This is a genomic window from Streptococcus gallinaceus (assembly GCF_024170225.1).
In the GTDB taxonomy this organism is placed as follows: Bacteria; Bacillota; Bacilli; order Lactobacillales; family Streptococcaceae; genus Streptococcus; species Streptococcus gallinaceus.
Window position 1 is genome coordinate 180,162 of sequence record NZ_JALJXU010000002.1, and the last position, 15,233, is coordinate 195,394.

General features: G+C 42.6%; 11 protein-coding genes. 7 read left to right on the forward strand and 4 right to left on the reverse strand.

Annotated features, from left to right (window positions below; genetic code table 11):
* Positions 1-24: 24 nt before the first annotated feature.
* The 4 genes from J2T50_RS03355 to J2T50_RS03370 all read left to right on the forward strand — a co-directional run bounded on the left by J2T50_RS03355 (position 25) and on the right by J2T50_RS03370 (position 6,157).
* Entirely contained in the window at positions 25-459 is a 435-nt protein-coding gene (locus J2T50_RS03355) for a MarR family winged helix-turn-helix transcriptional regulator (protein WP_253363700.1), read from the forward strand.
* A gap of 274 nt (positions 460-733) precedes the next feature.
* Positions 734-1,930, forward strand: coding sequence for an elongation factor Tu (tuf, locus tag J2T50_RS03360; RefSeq protein ID WP_253363703.1), 1,197 nt, complete (start codon positions 734-736; stop codon positions 1,928-1,930).
* A 194-nt stretch (positions 1,931-2,124) separates the two neighbouring features.
* Positions 2,125-2,877 (forward strand): triose-phosphate isomerase, encoded by a 753-nt coding sequence (gene tpiA / locus J2T50_RS03365; protein WP_253363705.1) that lies wholly within the window; start codon positions 2,125-2,127, stop codon positions 2,875-2,877.
* A gap of 76 nt (positions 2,878-2,953) precedes the next feature.
* Complete coding sequence (locus tag J2T50_RS03370) at positions 2,954-6,157, forward strand: GBS Bsp-like repeat-containing protein (RefSeq protein ID WP_253363707.1); 3,204 nt, start codon at positions 2,954-2,956, stop codon at positions 6,155-6,157.
* A gap of 24 nt (positions 6,158-6,181) precedes the next feature.
* Here the strand turns inward: J2T50_RS03370 and J2T50_RS03375 are convergent, their stop codons facing one another.
* Genes J2T50_RS03375 through J2T50_RS03390 form a run of 4 tightly spaced genes read right to left on the reverse strand, consistent with a single transcriptional unit; the run spans position 6,182 to position 10,746 of the window.
* Complete coding sequence (locus tag J2T50_RS03375) at positions 6,182-7,417, reverse strand: aminoacyltransferase (RefSeq protein ID WP_253363709.1); 1,236 nt, start codon at positions 7,415-7,417, stop codon at positions 6,182-6,184.
* Positions 7,414-8,634, reverse strand: coding sequence for an aminoacyltransferase (locus tag J2T50_RS03380; protein ID WP_253363711.1), 1,221 nt, complete (start codon positions 8,632-8,634; stop codon positions 7,414-7,416). Before J2T50_RS03380 ends, J2T50_RS03375 begins: the two co-directional genes overlap by 4 nt.
* Positions 8,634-9,443, reverse strand: coding sequence for a sugar-phosphatase (yidA, locus tag J2T50_RS03385; protein WP_253363713.1), 810 nt, complete (start codon positions 9,441-9,443; stop codon positions 8,634-8,636). Before yidA ends, J2T50_RS03380 begins: the two co-directional genes overlap by 1 nt.
* Entirely contained in the window at positions 9,433-10,746 is a 1,314-nt protein-coding gene (locus tag J2T50_RS03390) for an HD domain-containing protein (protein WP_253363715.1), read from the reverse strand. The genes yidA and J2T50_RS03390 overlap by 11 nt, the downstream gene beginning before the upstream one ends.
* Positions 10,747-10,851: 105 nt before the next feature.
* Here J2T50_RS03390 and J2T50_RS03395 point away from each other — a divergent pair, with 105 nt between their 5' ends.
* The 3 genes from J2T50_RS03395 (at position 10,852) to J2T50_RS03405 (ending at position 15,060) form a co-directional block, all read left to right on the forward strand.
* Positions 10,852-11,745: a sulfite exporter TauE/SafE family protein gene (locus J2T50_RS03395; protein ID WP_253363717.1), complete on the forward strand. Its 894-nt coding sequence runs from the start codon at positions 10,852-10,854 to the stop codon at positions 11,743-11,745.
* Positions 11,746-11,756: 11 nt separating this feature from the next.
* Positions 11,757-12,146, forward strand: a complete 390-nt coding sequence (locus J2T50_RS03400; protein ID WP_253363719.1) for a YwiB family protein — start codon at positions 11,757-11,759, stop codon at positions 12,144-12,146.
* A 226-nt stretch (positions 12,147-12,372) separates the two neighbouring features.
* Positions 12,373-15,060 carry a cation-translocating P-type ATPase gene (locus J2T50_RS03405; RefSeq protein WP_253363721.1) on the forward strand — a complete coding sequence of 896 codons (2,688 nt, stop codon included), beginning with the start codon at positions 12,373-12,375 and terminating at the stop codon, positions 15,058-15,060.
* Positions 15,061-15,233 lie beyond the last annotated feature (173 nt).

A 15,233-nucleotide genomic window follows, 5' to 3' on the forward strand; every position in this document is an offset into this window, starting at 1 on the left:
GTAAAAAAATAGGAAGCAATATAAATGAAAAAAGAGAGTATCGGTGTTCTGGTAAAAATGGCGGAATTAGCATTTGAGCGCGTGTCCAACAGACGCACTCAGGAGCTAGATTTGACGACCAGTCAATTTCGAATTTTAAAGTTTTTGACGACCCATCCAGATCAGACCATTCGCCAGATTGATATCGAAAAACGTTTCGGGATGACCAATCCGACAGTAACAGGGATTCTGCAAAATTTAGAAAAGAAGGGCATGATTAAGCGGATTGCTTCGACAGAAGACAAGCGGAGCAAGCATGTCTCAGCGACTTCACTTGCCATGGAAAAGGCGCAGGATATCGCACGGATAAGCCAAGAAATTGAAGCAGAACTTACAGCTCATTTCTCCAAAGAGGAGAAGGAGACCCTGTCGCAACTATTACAAAAACTACTTTTTAAAGAACGAGAAGATGAAAAGTAGCTAGTAAATCTGTTTGAAAGTTTTTGACAAGTATTTTCATGGGATGGTTATTCAAATTTTCTTCTTTAAGATTATCAGTCTAATATCTATACTTGGTGCATCGAAGTCTGTCTTTCAAATCAGCCATCTTAGCATTTGTAAAATGAAGAATCTGTGGAAAAATAGGTAAAACACTTGCAATTTCTCAGTAATTTGATAGAATGGTAAGGTAAAGTTAGTCTGTATTGCCTACTGTCTAACTATAAAATATATTTTATTGGAGGCTTTTACCAAAATGGCAAAAGAAAAATACGATCGTAGTAAACCACACGTTAACATTGGTACAATTGGACACGTTGACCACGGTAAAACTACTTTGACTGCAGCTATCACAACTGTATTGGCACGTCGCTTGCCTTCATCAGTTAACCAACCAAAAGACTATGCGTCTATCGATGCTGCTCCTGAAGAACGCGAACGCGGTATCACTATCAATACTGCACACGTTGAGTATGAAACTGAAAAACGTCACTATGCTCACATCGACGCTCCAGGACACGCGGACTACGTTAAAAACATGATTACTGGTGCTGCCCAAATGGACGGTGCGATTCTCGTAGTTGCTTCAACTGATGGACCAATGCCACAAACTCGTGAGCACATCCTTCTTTCACGTCAGGTTGGTGTTAAACACCTTATCGTCTTCATGAACAAAGTTGACTTGGTTGACGATGAAGAATTGCTTGAATTGGTTGAAATGGAAATCCGTGACCTCTTGTCAGAATACGACTTCCCAGGTGACGATCTTCCAGTTATCCAAGGTTCAGCTCTTAAAGCTTTGGAAGGTGACTCAGCATACGAAGACATCATTATGGAATTGATGAACACTGTTGATGAGTACATTCCAGAACCAGAACGCGACACTGATAAACCACTCTTGTTGCCAGTCGAAGATGTATTCTCAATCACTGGTCGTGGTACAGTTGCTTCAGGACGTATCGACCGTGGTACAGTTCGTGTCAACGACGAAATCGAAATCGTTGGTATCAAAGAAGAAAAACACAAAGCAGTTGTTACTGGTGTTGAAATGTTCCGTAAACAATTGGATGAAGGTCTTGCCGGCGATAACGTTGGCGTGCTTCTCCGTGGTGTACAACGTGACGAAATCGAACGTGGTCAAGTTATCTCTAAACCAGGTTCAATCAACCCACACACTAAATTTAAAGGTGAAGTTTACATCCTTTCTAAAGAAGAAGGTGGACGTCATACTCCATTCTTCGACAACTACCGTCCACAGTTCTACTTCCGTACAACTGACGTAACTGGTTCAATCAAATTGCCAGAAGGTACTGAAATGGTAATGCCTGGTGATAACGTAACTATCGATGTTGAATTGATCCACCCAATCGCCGTTGAACAAGGTACTACTTTCTCTATCCGTGAAGGTGGACGTACTGTTGGTTCAGGTATGGTTACAGAAATCGAAGCTTAATTCGATTGAGTTCCCAGAAATAACAATTAAAGTCAGACAACTTATAATTGGCTCGCTACCCTTGCTTGGGTGGCGAGTTTTTCTTTATATTACAGAATGATGTCAATTTTCTATAGGGAATAAAATACCTAGAATTCTGGATTATTTTGTGATATACTAGACAAGTAAAAATTAAAGAAGAAGAGGTATGTGAAATGTCACGTAAACCAATTATTGCCGGCAACTGGAAAATGAACAAAAATCCTCAAGAAGCTCAAGCTTTTGTAGAGGGAATTGCTGGTAAATTGCCTTCAGGTGATGTGGTTGAAGCCGCTATCGCATCTCCAGCTGTTGACTTGAACGCTTTGCTCTGGTTCGCTAAAGATTCAGAATTGAAAGTAGCTGCTCAAAACTGTTACTTTGAAGATGCTGGTGCTTTCACTGGTGAAACAAGTCCTAAAGTATTGAACGAAATGGGTGTTGACTATGTTGTTATCGGTCACTCAGAACGTCGTGATTACTTCCATGAAACAGATGAAGACATTAACAAAAAAGCACATGCTATTTTCAAAAATGGTATGACTCCAATCATCTGCTGTGGTGAGTCTCTTGAAACTTACGAAGCAGGGAAGGCTGCTGAATTTGTAGGTGCTCAAGTATCTGCTGCTTTGAAAGATTTGTCAGCTGAGCAAGTAGCTTCACTTGTTATCGCTTATGAGCCAATCTGGGCTATCGGTACTGGTAAATCAGCTACTAAAGACGATGCACAAACAATGTGTAAAGCAGTTCGTGACGTGGTTGCTGCTGACTTCGGTCAAGTAGTTGCAGACAAAGTTCGTATTCAATACGGTGGTTCAGTTAAACCTGAAAATGTTGCTGAATACATGGCTTGTCCAGATGTTGACGGTGCCCTTGTTGGTGGTGCTTCACTTGAAGCAGAAAGCTTCTTGGCTTTGTTGAACTTCTAATCACATTAAAAGAAGAATAGTAAAAGAACTTCTAACTACAAGTTAGGAGTTCTTTATCACATAAACAGGAGAAACAATGAAATATAAGTCTCTTATCTATGTAGGAGCTGTCACAGCTGCTCTTGGAGTAGCTCAAGTTGCTGGTGAACAAGTTTTGGCAGATAGTATTGTGTCAGATCCAACCCTTAAAAAGGCTGTAGAAGATGAGAAAGTATCTGGAAGGGTAGCCGTCTCTCTAGAATCAGGAAAGGCAAAGTTAACCTTGTCTGATTTGTCGGTAGCGGTTCGCCAAGTAAAAGCTATCCTATGGACAAAGAAAACACAGGCATCCCCGAAAGAAATTACCTTTACGAAGGATAGCAATAACCAGTACCAAGCTCTTACTGCAAGAGATGGATTGGTTGAAAAGGACAGTTCAACCCCTGTATTTGTCCAATTTGAAGTGGTGACGGAAACTGGCAAGACACTTGTTTTTCAGGATTATCAGTTTGTATGGAAGATAGAAGCAGAAGGGATTGAAAAGACAACTCTGCCCTCTAGTACTGAAGCAGACCTGACCAAGGAAACGGCTACTAGTTCGACAACTTCTTCGTCAAGCGCAGCGACTAAAACATCCACACTAGCTAGCTCGACCACGGGAACTACAAGTAAGTCTAGCACTTCGACAGAGACAAGTTCGCCAAGTAGTACAAAGGCAAGCCCTGCTAAAAATGAAAAAAATACTGTAACAAGCCCTGCAACAAAAATTGTGCTCGGCCCTGGTTATGGTGCAGCAGGGCCAAAAGTTGGTGGCACGCTGAACATTCGTAATGTCAATACAGTTGCAGGTACCTTTGATGTGGTGATTAGCAACGTAGTTGGTGCTTCAACGATTCAAACCGTTCAGGTACCGATTTGGACAGATGCAAATGGTCAAGATGACATCAAATGGTATACGGCAACCAAGCAAGCTGATGGTACATACAAAGTAACGGTAAACAAGAGAAGCCATAAAAATGGAGTTGGCTTGTATCATGCCCATCTCTACTATCAGTATAGTAATGGCAAGCACCAAGGAATTGCCAGTACAAGCTTTACCTTGCCAGAGCCAAATGGGTATTCAGGAACCTTGTCCATCCAAAATGTAAATGAGGGACAGGGAACTTTTGACGTGGTGGTGTCGAATGTGATTGGGAATGGTATCCAGTCAGTGCAAGTGCCAGTGTGGACGGATGAAGCTGGTCAAGATGATATCAAGTGGTACACAGCTGTAAAACAAGCCAATGGGATTTATAAAGTAACCGTCAATAAACGAGACCATAAAAATGGTGTCGGGAAATACCATGCGCATCTTTATTACCAATTAACCAACGGTAGCAAAAAAGGGATTGCAACGACTAGCACGACCATCCAAAGTAGACCACAAGGGAAGTTGACAATCACAAATGTGAACAATCAACAGGGAACCTTTGATGTTTTGGTGTCAAATATTGTGTCTTCGAAGGCAATTTCTAGTGTTCAGGTATCAGTTTGGACAGAAGAGGCAGGTCAAGATGATATCAAATGGTACACGGCTGTAAGACAAGCCAATGGTACTTATAAAGTAACCGTCAATAAAAAAGACCATAAAAATGGTGTTGGAAAATACAATGTCCACCTCTATTATACCTATAGTGATCAGACCAAGAGTGGCATTGCAACAACGACGACCAATCTCAGCTTGCCTGTTTCAGGAAAACTGACGGTGGCCAACCTAAATGAAAAAACAGGAACTTTTGACCTGATTGCTTCTGATGTGGTTGGAAAATCAAGCATTCAAGCTGTACGAATTCCTGTATGGACCAATGCCAATAATCAGGATGACCTGAAGTGGTATACAGCTACCAAACAAGCTAATGGCACGTATAAGATTACCATCAACAAAAAAGACCATAATAATGAAGTCGGAATCTATCATGCCCATCTGTATTACAAATACAGCGATGGTGAGTTGCAAGGGATCACTACAACTAAGCTAGAATTGCCAGCGGCTAAGCCGTCAGCCTCCGTTCGTATTACCAATAATAACACTTCTAACGGTGGCTTTGACGTTGTTGTGACCAATGTCTGGGTTCCAGGTAATTTGGAGTCTGTTCAGGTTCCAGTATGGTCAGAGGTCAATGGTCAAGATGATATCAAGTGGTATACAGCAGTCAAACAAGCAGATGGCAGCTATAAAGCTAGTGTTTCAGCAAGTGACCATAAGTACAGTACTGGAGCTTATCAAGTCCATGTGTATCTAAAACAAACAGATGGTAAGCAATTTGGAGTAGCGACTACAAAAACAAATGTTGCTATTACCAATACCAATCCAAGAGCGGTAGCAACGATTAGCAATATTGATAATACCTATGGCACCTTCGACGTTGTCGTGAAAAATATCTACGCACCAGCAGGGATTGACAAAATCGAAATCCCAGTTTGGACCGATGCGAATGATCAAAATGATATTATCTGGTATCCAGCTGAACGCCAGTCTGATGGTACTTACCGCATTACAGTTCGTCTTGCAAACCATAAGTATGAACAAGGCAAGGTCAATGCCCATGTCTACCTAACAAGCCAAGGTCAGCGCTATGGTGTTGCTACAACATCTGCGACAGTCAACTACGTTAAGAAGACAGGTCAATCCTTTATTGATATCAGTAGCCACAATGGTGAATTGTCAACAGATGATTACCGCAACTTGATGCAACAAGGCGTGGCGGGTGTTGTTGTTAAATTGTCTGAAGGGACAAGTTACCTCAACCCGTATGCAGCTAATCAGATTAAGAATGCTCAGGCTGTTGGCTTGAAAGTATCAGCCTACCATTACTCTCACTTTACAGATGCTAATTCTGCCAAAGCGGAGGCACGCTATTTTGTGGCAGCAGCCAATAAATTAGGCTTGTCAAAAAATATCACGATGGTAAATGACATTGAAGAACCAAAAACGCGTAATAATATCAATACCAACATGAAAACTTGGGAAGCAGAGATGAGGAGCTTGGGCTATTCAAATCTGGTTCATTATACAGGTGCAAGCTGGTTGGATAAAAACGAGGTAAATGTCAAAGGTCCGATTAACATCGCGAATTTTGGCATGAGTAATTTGTGGGTGGCGCATTATCCTTATTATAGTGGGATGTCCGCCAATCAAGCTCGTGAGATGGCCTATTATGCAGGTGCAGCAGCATGGCAATTCACCTCGGTTGCCTCACTTCTCAGTGGACATTCTAATTTTGACTTAAATATTGACTATTCAGGTCGATTTACAAACTAAAAAAGCTAGGGAAACCTAGCTTTTTTAGTGTCTTCTGAGAAGTTTTTTGATGACTTGAAGTGTTTTAAATTTGAGTGGATGTGGATAGTAGCGGAAGGTTCCCATTTTTCGGACAATGTAGCCATTAAAATTTTGCTTAAAGCGAAGAACTCCGTCACTGCCGTCAAATTGTCCTGTTATCCCCAAAAATGAATAGAAGGAGATCTCGCGTTTTAGGGCTTCGCGCATGGCTGCCTCTTGTAAGACAATCGGTGCGTAGAATTTGTTGAACTCGGTCAGTGAGCCGCTAAAGAGGTAGACTAATTCATGCTGGGTATAAACAAAGAGGCTAGCAGCCAGTGCAATATCTTCTTGGCCGTATTTGGCTAAGAGAGTTTGGGCTTCTTCTTTTCGTGTCTCAAATGTAGCGATTTGGCTGGCGATTTCCCGTGATTCATTTTGCTTTTTCTTAGAATTTGGTTGCTGCTCCAAGAAGGAATGAATGGTTGCCAGTTTGTCTTGTAATTTCAGTTCTTGCTGGCTGAGGTTTTCAAGATAGTCTTGAAAGTTGATTGTAGCCAAGAGAAATTGAGCACGGTCACCGAAAGCGTCATAGAAGTCTTGGTAATAGTCAAGTGACTTGTCAGCATATTCGCGACGTTCAGAAGTGGCAGAAGTGATGACCTTGAATTGGGACAATTCTTCTTTTTTCAGAACTTGGACTTGAATGCCGAAGGTGTTGGCTTTTTTGAGGAGTGCCTTGCCTTTTTTGCTAAATGAATTTGGCAGAGTTTCCTGGGTCACATTTGCCAAATTTTTAACGTAATGCCAGTCGGGTTCACCACCAGGATAGCCAGTTTGTAAACCGTCAAAAGCATAACCGACACTGGTCAAATCTGTAATCAGTTGCTCGTTTTCTTCGGAACTTGGCTGCCCATTGCTATCAAAGGTTTGATAGGTGTCGTAGGGTTTGACAATCAGTTGGAGAGCACCATTTTCTTTGGCGTATTTAGCCAATTCTCTGTAGAATTCAGAAAGGTATTGTTTGTCGGAGGACACAGGACCAGAGTTCATTTCCATGTGAAGGCCACCAGTCATCGGAAGGCTGTAGAGGATACCAGATACTCGGACGATTCCTTCCTTTTTCAAGCCCACGAATTGTGTTTTCATGCCTCGTTTGCTGAGCAAGTTAGCCATTTCTTCCGTTTGTAAGAAAGAGCGCTCAGTCACGGTTTGGGCATGTGCCTGATATTCTTCGAGGCTCAGTATGGCGAATGTCATGATTGTTTATTCCTCCGTTTTTTACGGATTGTGTAGGCTAGATTGAAGAGTCCGTATAGCGGGCTGACAGGCAGGTTGAACTCACCGATAAATTCTTCAATCATTGGGTTGAATTTGGATTTGAAATTGTAGAGTCCGCCGTCTAATTTATTTTCAATTCCGCCCATATTTTGCTGGGTGATGCCCATATTTTCAAAAGCGTGGAGCGCTGTTTTATACCAGGTTGCAAGAGCAGGTTGGTAATGTTTGAATTCATCATCCATGCCGGCGTAGATGTTTTCAGACGAGGTTCCAAAGTTGAGAGAAAGGGTCGCAGCTAGGGGGACAATCGTTTTTCCTTGGTCTAAGTAGTGTTTTAAAAATTCGAGTTCAGCTGTTAAGCGCTCGATTTCTTTTAGCGTTGCATTGACCTTGGTTTCGCGCGTATTTTCAGTAAAGGTCGCTTTGAGTTCTTCTTGCTTTTTCAATTCCTGTTCTTGCTTTTGGTAGCGAGAAGCAACGTCTAGGCGGGCCATGGTGATGTAGGCGTCATCACCGTAGGTGCGGAGTAATTTTTCATAGTAATCTTGATTACGGAGATGAATACTTTTACGAGCTTCTGTTTTTTTCATGAGGCTGGCAAATTCTTCAACCAGATTGAGGTGTCCTATTTCAATGACAGCTCCCTTATTTTCAGCAACCCGCATCAACTGGCGTACTTTTTTAGGAATGGCTTCAGGAACAAAATCTTTTGCGTAAATGTTCGCTTGGAAGCGTGGCTGAATCGTTTCAGAAATGTCTTCCGTACGACCAACCCATTTGCAGCCAGCTTGTTCCAAATTTTCGATAACTAATTTTGCCTGCTCTTGGTCTTGTCCATCTTGGTCTACCAAATGCTGTTGGAAATAAATAGACGGATCAAATTTGATAAAGATTGCGCGTTTGCTTTTTGCGACTGTCTTCAATGACTTCATCACGAAGGCTACCAAGTCTTTATCCATGTAATCCATGATTGGTCCACGTGGGATGTAAATCATGGTCAAACCAAGTGGTAGGGGTTGGATGAGAATGGATGCGACTGCTACCAGAGTGCCGTCTTTGAAAAAGCCGAGACGTTCATTGCCCCAAGCGTCTTTGATTTGTGCCCAAGAGCTGCTTTGAAGGAGGTTGACTTGTGGATGTACTTTGACAAATTCGTCGTGTTCTTGGGCGGAGATGCCCACTTTATAAGAATACATTACTTTAATACCCACTCTCTAATAGCATGTGCAACACCAGATTCATCGTTTGATTTGGTGATGTATTTGGCGATTTTTTTCAGTTCAGGATTTCCATTTTCCATGACAACAGGATTACCAACAACTTCAAGCATGGAACGGTCATTCTCCTCGTCACCAATTCCCATTGTTTGGTCCAGGGTTAAGCCAATTTTTTCAGCCAAGCCAATAATGGCTTTTCCTTTGCTGGCAGTTTTTGGAGTGATTTCAAGATAGAATGGTGCAGATTTTGCGATGTTGAAGCGCTCAAAATAAACCGCAGGAATCTGTTCGATAACGGCATCCAAAATATCAGGTTCATCGACCATCATCATTTTGATGATTTCTTTCTCGGCCATTTCTTCTGGAGTACGGTAGAAGACGGGTGAATTGACCAACATGGCTTCGTAGACGGTGTATTTTCCGATGTTGCGATTTGCTGTAAACATTCCTTGTTTGGTGGATGCATGCATAGGAACTTGAAGGCGACGTGCCAATAATTCCAAATCTAGGTAATCGTCGTAGGACAAGGTTTCTTTTAAAACATCCTCACCAGTTGCAGTGTCTTGTACGAGCCCGCCGTTGAAGGAAATCACATAATCACCAGGTTCCGTCAAGTGTAATTGATCCAGTAAGTGGTGGACGCCAGAGATAGGACGTCCTGTGGTGATAACGATTTTCACACCTGCAGCTTTGGCGTCTTGGACAGCCGCAAAAACCTCGGGTGTAATTTCTTTTTTACTATTCAAAAGGGTGCCGTCGATATCAACGGTCACAAGTTTAATGCTCATCTGATTCTCCATCTGTAAAATGATCGTTTTTGATAAATGTTTGAAAACGCTTGGTCTGTTCTGCAAAGATACCTGTTGACTCCAGCATTTCTTTTGGGAAATAGAAGCGGCTATCGCCGTGCACGGTTCCTGCAAGGGAGGAAACGATAGGAGACAGCTGCGACAACTCAATCAGGCTACCATCTTTTCGGATAATTTCGATTTGTGTTCGTTTCTTCTCGGCATCAGGCCGGTAAATATCGTAAGGCAAATCAAAATTATGGTGGATAGCTGTATAGTATTCAGGGTCAAAACCGACATCTGCAACGATACTGCGTAATTGGTCTAGCTGTTCTTCGTCTTGGGCAGAAAAGGTAATAGATTTCAGCACTTTTCGATTGATGTAGCGCTGTGCCAAGTCGGACAAGGTCCGATCTGGTCCGTCAATCCAGGTCTGAAAATAGGTATTCATTACGCCATCATCCAGCCCCAGATAATCTTCCAATGTCACACGGTGTTCGAAGAAGGGGACCAGCTTTGGTGATGAAAACTGGAAGAAGTCTTTTTCTGCAGTATAGAGTACCTTTGCACGATCCAGTAAATTTTGCAAAAGGACTTCCATGGACCGGCTTGCAGGGTGGAAATAGACCTGCATGTACATCTGGTAGCGACTGAGCACATAGTCTTCTACCGCGTGCATACCTGATTCGCGAAAGGCGATGCCATTTTCCACAGGGCGAATGACCCGTAAAATCCGCGTCAAGTCAAATTCCCCGTAGCTGGCACCTGTAAAGTAGGAATCTCTCAGCAGGTAGTCCATTCGGTCAGCATCAATCTGGCTCGAAATGAGCTGGACAACTTGCTTGTTTGGGTAGGTGTGGTTGATGACACTTGCCACTTTATGCGGAAAATCTGGTGAAACTTGTGAGAGGACAGCATGGATTTCTGTTCCAGGACTGGTCATAATGGCACAAGTCATTTCTTCATGATCTGTATCAAAGAGCCGTTCAAATGTATGAGAATAAGCACCATGTCCGACATCGTGTAGGAGGGCGGCACACATGGTCAAGAGTGACTCGCTCGCATCCCAACTATCACTGTATTTTTCTTCAAATTTCTTAGTAATTTGTCGGGCAATCTCATAAACTCCCAGGCAATGCGAAAAGCGGCTATGCTCGCCACCATGGAAAGTATAGGAAGTTGTTCCCAACTGCTTGATGCGGCGTAGTCGCTGAAATTCTTTGGTATTGATAAGTTGGTAGATGATCTCATTGTCCACATGAATATAGTTGTGAACTGGATCACGAAATACTTTTTCAATCATGTGACTATTATATCAAAAAAGGGCATTTTCTGCAGTTTTGGACTGTCGGAGGAAGCTTGAAAAGTTTTTATTTACGAAATGCCCCATTTCTCGTATAATTAAATAATGACAAATAGAATGATTTTACACGGCATCCAAGGACTCTTGGTGCTGATTATTATTGCCATTTTGAGTATGATTGTTGGGTACGCCCGAAAAGAAAGGGTCAATCTGAAAGAGCGCTTTTGGACAGGTTTTTGGATTGGCTATGTCACAGATCTGCTTGACACCTTGGGAATTGGGACTTTTGCAACAACGACCACACTGTTTAAAGTGACCAAGTTAGTGGAAGATGACCGAAAAATTCCTGCTACCATGACGACAGCTCATATTATCCCTGTCTTGGTTGAGGCCTTGCTATTTATTACCATCGTTAAAGTGGATCTTGTGACGCTTGTCGCAATGGGTGTAGCTGCATTTTCTGGGGCTTACGCCGGAGCTCGGGTGACACAGCATTGGAATACGAAAATGGTGCAACGGATTCTCGGAACCTTGCTGATTATTGCAGCAGGATTTATGATTTTCCGAATGTTGACCAATCCAGGTGCAGGTTTGACCGACCAAGTGAGAGGGTTGACAGGTGGAAAATTGGTGCTAGGTATCCTTTTTGACTTTGTAGTGGGGATGCTGATGACCATGGGCTTGGGGAATTATGCTCCAGAACTCATCTTCTTTTCACTGATGGGGATTAGTCCTGCGGTCGCTTTACCGGTCATGATGCTCAATGCAGCCATGATTATGACAGCTGGCTCAAAGCAATTTATTGAGTCTGGTCGGGTGAGTTGGCCTGGGGTAACAGGGATTATCAGCGGTGGTGTACTGGGAGTACTGACTGCAGCTATTTTTCTAACGCATTTGGATATCAATAAGTTAAAAGTATTGGTCATCGTTATAGCCATTTATACAGGTGGGATGCTATTGCGTTCTTCTTTCGTAAAAACAATTCAGAAAAATAAATAAGGAAATTTTTTATGCAAATTCGACTTAAAAATGAAATCAAACTGGATGATCAGTTAGAAGTGATTGATCAGATTTATGATGTGGAAGTGACAGAAAAAAATAATCAGCACTATCTGGTTTTTACCAACGAAGAAAATGAAAAAGTGATCATAAAAGCTGGAGACAAAGAGTTGGTGATGACACGTTTTTCAACACCGAAATCTCTGATGCGATTTGTCTTAGAAGAAGAAGCCATTGTCGTCATTCCGACACCAATGGGCTTGCAGCATTTTGTGACGGATACCTATGCCTACAGTTTGCATCGTGAAAATCAGGCAATCCAGCTTCAGTATGATTTGAAAGCCTTGGGCAGCGACCAGATTTTCGCCTCATATAAGATGGATATTCAGTGGTTTGAATAAGACTGCCCGACTTCCTCAGTAGAAAATGGTTGAAAAAATACCAATTTTTGCTATAATAAAATGAAATCGAGGGAGTAGCTTGCAACTTTTGGGTTGTGACATTGTCGTCAGTACGAAGAATTTCCGGCAATGTATGAAATAGCGAGACTTGTTTTACAAAAAAACAGGTCTCTTTTCTTTTTGTCAGCTAGGCAGGAAGAAAAGGAGAGACCGCAAGGAGGAAATTTTGTTGAAAGAACAAAAGCGTGAGTTGTACTATACACTCGAAGAAGAGGCTGTCTTAGCATCTGTAGAGTCTTCACATGAAGGCTTGAGCAAGGCTGAGGCAGAAAAACGATTGTCTGAATACGGTCGTAACGAGCTGGCAGAAGGTGAGAAACGCAGTGTCTTCATGAAATTCTTAGACCAATTTAAGGATTTGATGATTATCATCTTGATGGCGGCAGCGCTTCTTTCTGTGGTAACGGAAGGAATGGAAGGGTTGACAGATGCCATTATTATCATGGCGGTTGTTATCTTGAACGCAGCCTTTGGTGTTTACCAAGAAGGACAGGCTGAGGCAGCTATCGAAGCCTTGAAATCAATGTCTAGCCCACTTGCTCGTGTTCGTCGTGATAGTCATGTTGTCGAAGTAGACTCGAAAGAATTGGTGCCAGGGGATATCGTTCTTCTAGAAGCCGGCGATGTTGTTCCTGCTGATATGCGTCTCTTGGAAGCTAATTCACTTAAAATTGAAGAAGCAGCTTTGACAGGTGAGTCAGTTCCTGTTGAAAAAGATCTTTCAGAATTGGTTGCAGCTGACGCTGGTATCGGTGACCGTGTCAATATGGCTTACCAAAACTCAAACGTTACTTATGGACGTGGGGTTGCCGTGGTTACTAATACGGGTACCTTCACAGAGGTCGGTCACATCGCTAACATGCTGAATAATGCGGATGAGACAGACACACCGCTGAAACAAAACTTGGATAATCTGTCTAAGATTTTGACTTATGCTATTTTGGTTATCGCAGCCATTACATTTGCAGTAGGTGTCTTTATTCGTGGTGAAGCGCCACTTGCAGGTTTGATGACAGCTGTTGCCCTTGCTGTTGCAGCCATCCCAGAAGGACTTCCAGCAATCGTTACCGTTGTCCTTTCACTTGGTTCAACTGTTCTTGCAAAACGCAATGCCATCATCCGTAAATTGCCAGCTGTAGAAACACTTGGTTCAACAGAAATCATTGCATCAGATAAAACTGGTACCTTGACTATGAACCAAATGATCGTTGAAAAAGTTTATACAAATGGTCAATTGATTTCATCTGCGGCAGAAATCGCGATGGACAACAACACACTTCGTGTCATGAACTTTGCCAATGATACAAAAGTTGACCCGTCTGGTAAATTGATTGGTGACCCAACAGAAACTGCCCTTGTACAGTACGGTTTGGACCATACCTTTGATGTGCGTGAAGTTCTTGTGAACGAACCGCGTGTCGCTGAGTTGCCATTTGACTCAACACGTAAGCTCATGTCTACGGTTCATAAGCAAGCAGACGGTCAGTATTTCATCGCTGTAAAAGGTGCCCCAGACCAATTGCTTAAACGTTTGACTCAGATTGAAATCGCTGGAAAAGTTCGTCCAATCACAGACGAGGACAAAAAAGCTATCCTCGCAACAAATAAAGACCTTGCTAAACAAGCTCTTCGTGTCCTCATGATGGCTTATAAGTACACAAGTGACATTCCGACATTGGAAACAGAAATTGTGGAAAATGACCTGATTTTTGCAGGTCTTGTCGGTATGATTGACCCAGAACGTCCAGAAGCAGCTGCAGCGGTGCGTGTCGCTAAGGAAGCAGGCATTCGTCCAATCATGATTACCGGTGACCACCAAGACACAGCTGAAGCGATTGCGAAGCGCTTGGGAATTATTGACCCGAACGATACAGAAGACCATGTCTTTACAGGTGCTGAGCTCAATGAATTGTCTGATGAGGAATTCCAAAAAGTCTTCAAGCAATACTCTGTTTACGCGCGCGTGTCACCAGAGCACAAGGTGCGTATTGTTAAAGCTTGGCAAAAGGAAGGTAAGGTTGTTGCCATGACAGGTGACGGTGTCAACGACGCGCCATCTCTGAAAACAGCCGACATCGGTATCGGTATGGGTATCACGGGTACAGAGGTTTCTAAAGGAGCTTCTGATATGGTCCTTGCGGACGATAACTTTGCAACCATCATTGTTGCCGTTGAAGAAGGACGTAAAGTCTTCTCAAATATCCAAAAAACAATTCAATACTTGCTTTCAGCTAACATGGCTGAAGTCTTTACCATCTTCCTTGCAACCTTGTTTGGTTGGGATGTGCTTGAGCCAGTTCATCTTTTGTGGATTAACTTGGTAACAGATACTCTTCCAGCCATCGCCTTGGGTGTTGAGCCTGCTGAACCAGGTGTCATGAAACACAAACCTCGCGGTCGTAAATCAAGCTTCTTTGATGGTGGTGTCATGGAAGCCATCCTTTATCAAGGTGCCTTCCAAACCCTCTTGGTGCTCGGTGTCTATGGGTTTGCCCTTATGTTCCCAGAACATGCCGGAAACGACCACATGATGCATGAGGATGCTTTGACAATGGCTTATGTGACACTTGGTCTCATCCAACTTGTTCATGCCTACAACGTCAAGTCTGTTTACCAGTCTATCTTCAAAGTGGGACTCTTCAAGAACCGCCTCTTTAACTATTCTATCCCAATTGCCTTTGTCATGTTGATGTCAACAGTGGTGATTCCAGGATTTAACAAATTCTTCCACGTGTCGCACCTTTCTGTGACACAATGGTTAGTAGTTGTCGTAGGAAGCCTACTCATGGTTATCTTGGTTGAAATCGTCAAAGCAGTTCAACGTGCTTTGGGACAAGACGAAAAAGCTATTTAATACAGAACCCCAGATTCAATTGAATCTGGGGTTTTTTGTTTTATTTTGAACTGTGGGCCCGTAACCAATGGTCAGTTAAAATAATTATTAAATCCCCTTGACTTTTAATATGTTAATATATTATAATATTCACGAACGATACAATATATTAACATAGATTTAACTTGTACCAT

What these genes read in the sequence shown, in the direction of transcription:
- J2T50_RS03375 (WP_253363709.1), bottom strand. Translation starts at nt 7,417, where the DNA reads ATGACATTCGCCATACTGAGCCTCGAAGAATATCAGGCACATGCCCAA.
- J2T50_RS03355 (WP_253363700.1), top strand. Translation starts at nt 25, where the DNA reads ATGAAAAAAGAGAGTATCGGTGTTCTGGTAAAAATGGCGGAATTAGCA.
- J2T50_RS03390 (WP_253363715.1), bottom strand. Translation starts at nt 10,746, where the DNA reads ATGATTGAAAAAGTATTTCGTGATCCAGTTCACAACTATATTCATGTG.
- tuf (WP_253363703.1), top strand. Translation starts at nt 734, where the DNA reads ATGGCAAAAGAAAAATACGATCGTAGTAAACCACACGTTAACATTGGT.
- J2T50_RS03395 (WP_253363717.1), top strand. Translation starts at nt 10,852, where the DNA reads ATGACAAATAGAATGATTTTACACGGCATCCAAGGACTCTTGGTGCTG.
- yidA (WP_253363713.1), bottom strand. Translation starts at nt 9,443, where the DNA reads ATGAGCATTAAACTTGTGACCGTTGATATCGACGGCACCCTTTTGAAT.
- tpiA (WP_253363705.1), top strand. Translation starts at nt 2,125, where the DNA reads ATGTCACGTAAACCAATTATTGCCGGCAACTGGAAAATGAACAAAAAT.
- J2T50_RS03370 (WP_253363707.1), top strand. Translation starts at nt 2,954, where the DNA reads ATGAAATATAAGTCTCTTATCTATGTAGGAGCTGTCACAGCTGCTCTT.
- J2T50_RS03400 (WP_253363719.1), top strand. Translation starts at nt 11,757, where the DNA reads ATGCAAATTCGACTTAAAAATGAAATCAAACTGGATGATCAGTTAGAA.
- J2T50_RS03380 (WP_253363711.1), bottom strand. Translation starts at nt 8,634, where the DNA reads ATGTATTCTTATAAAGTGGGCATCTCCGCCCAAGAACACGACGAATTT.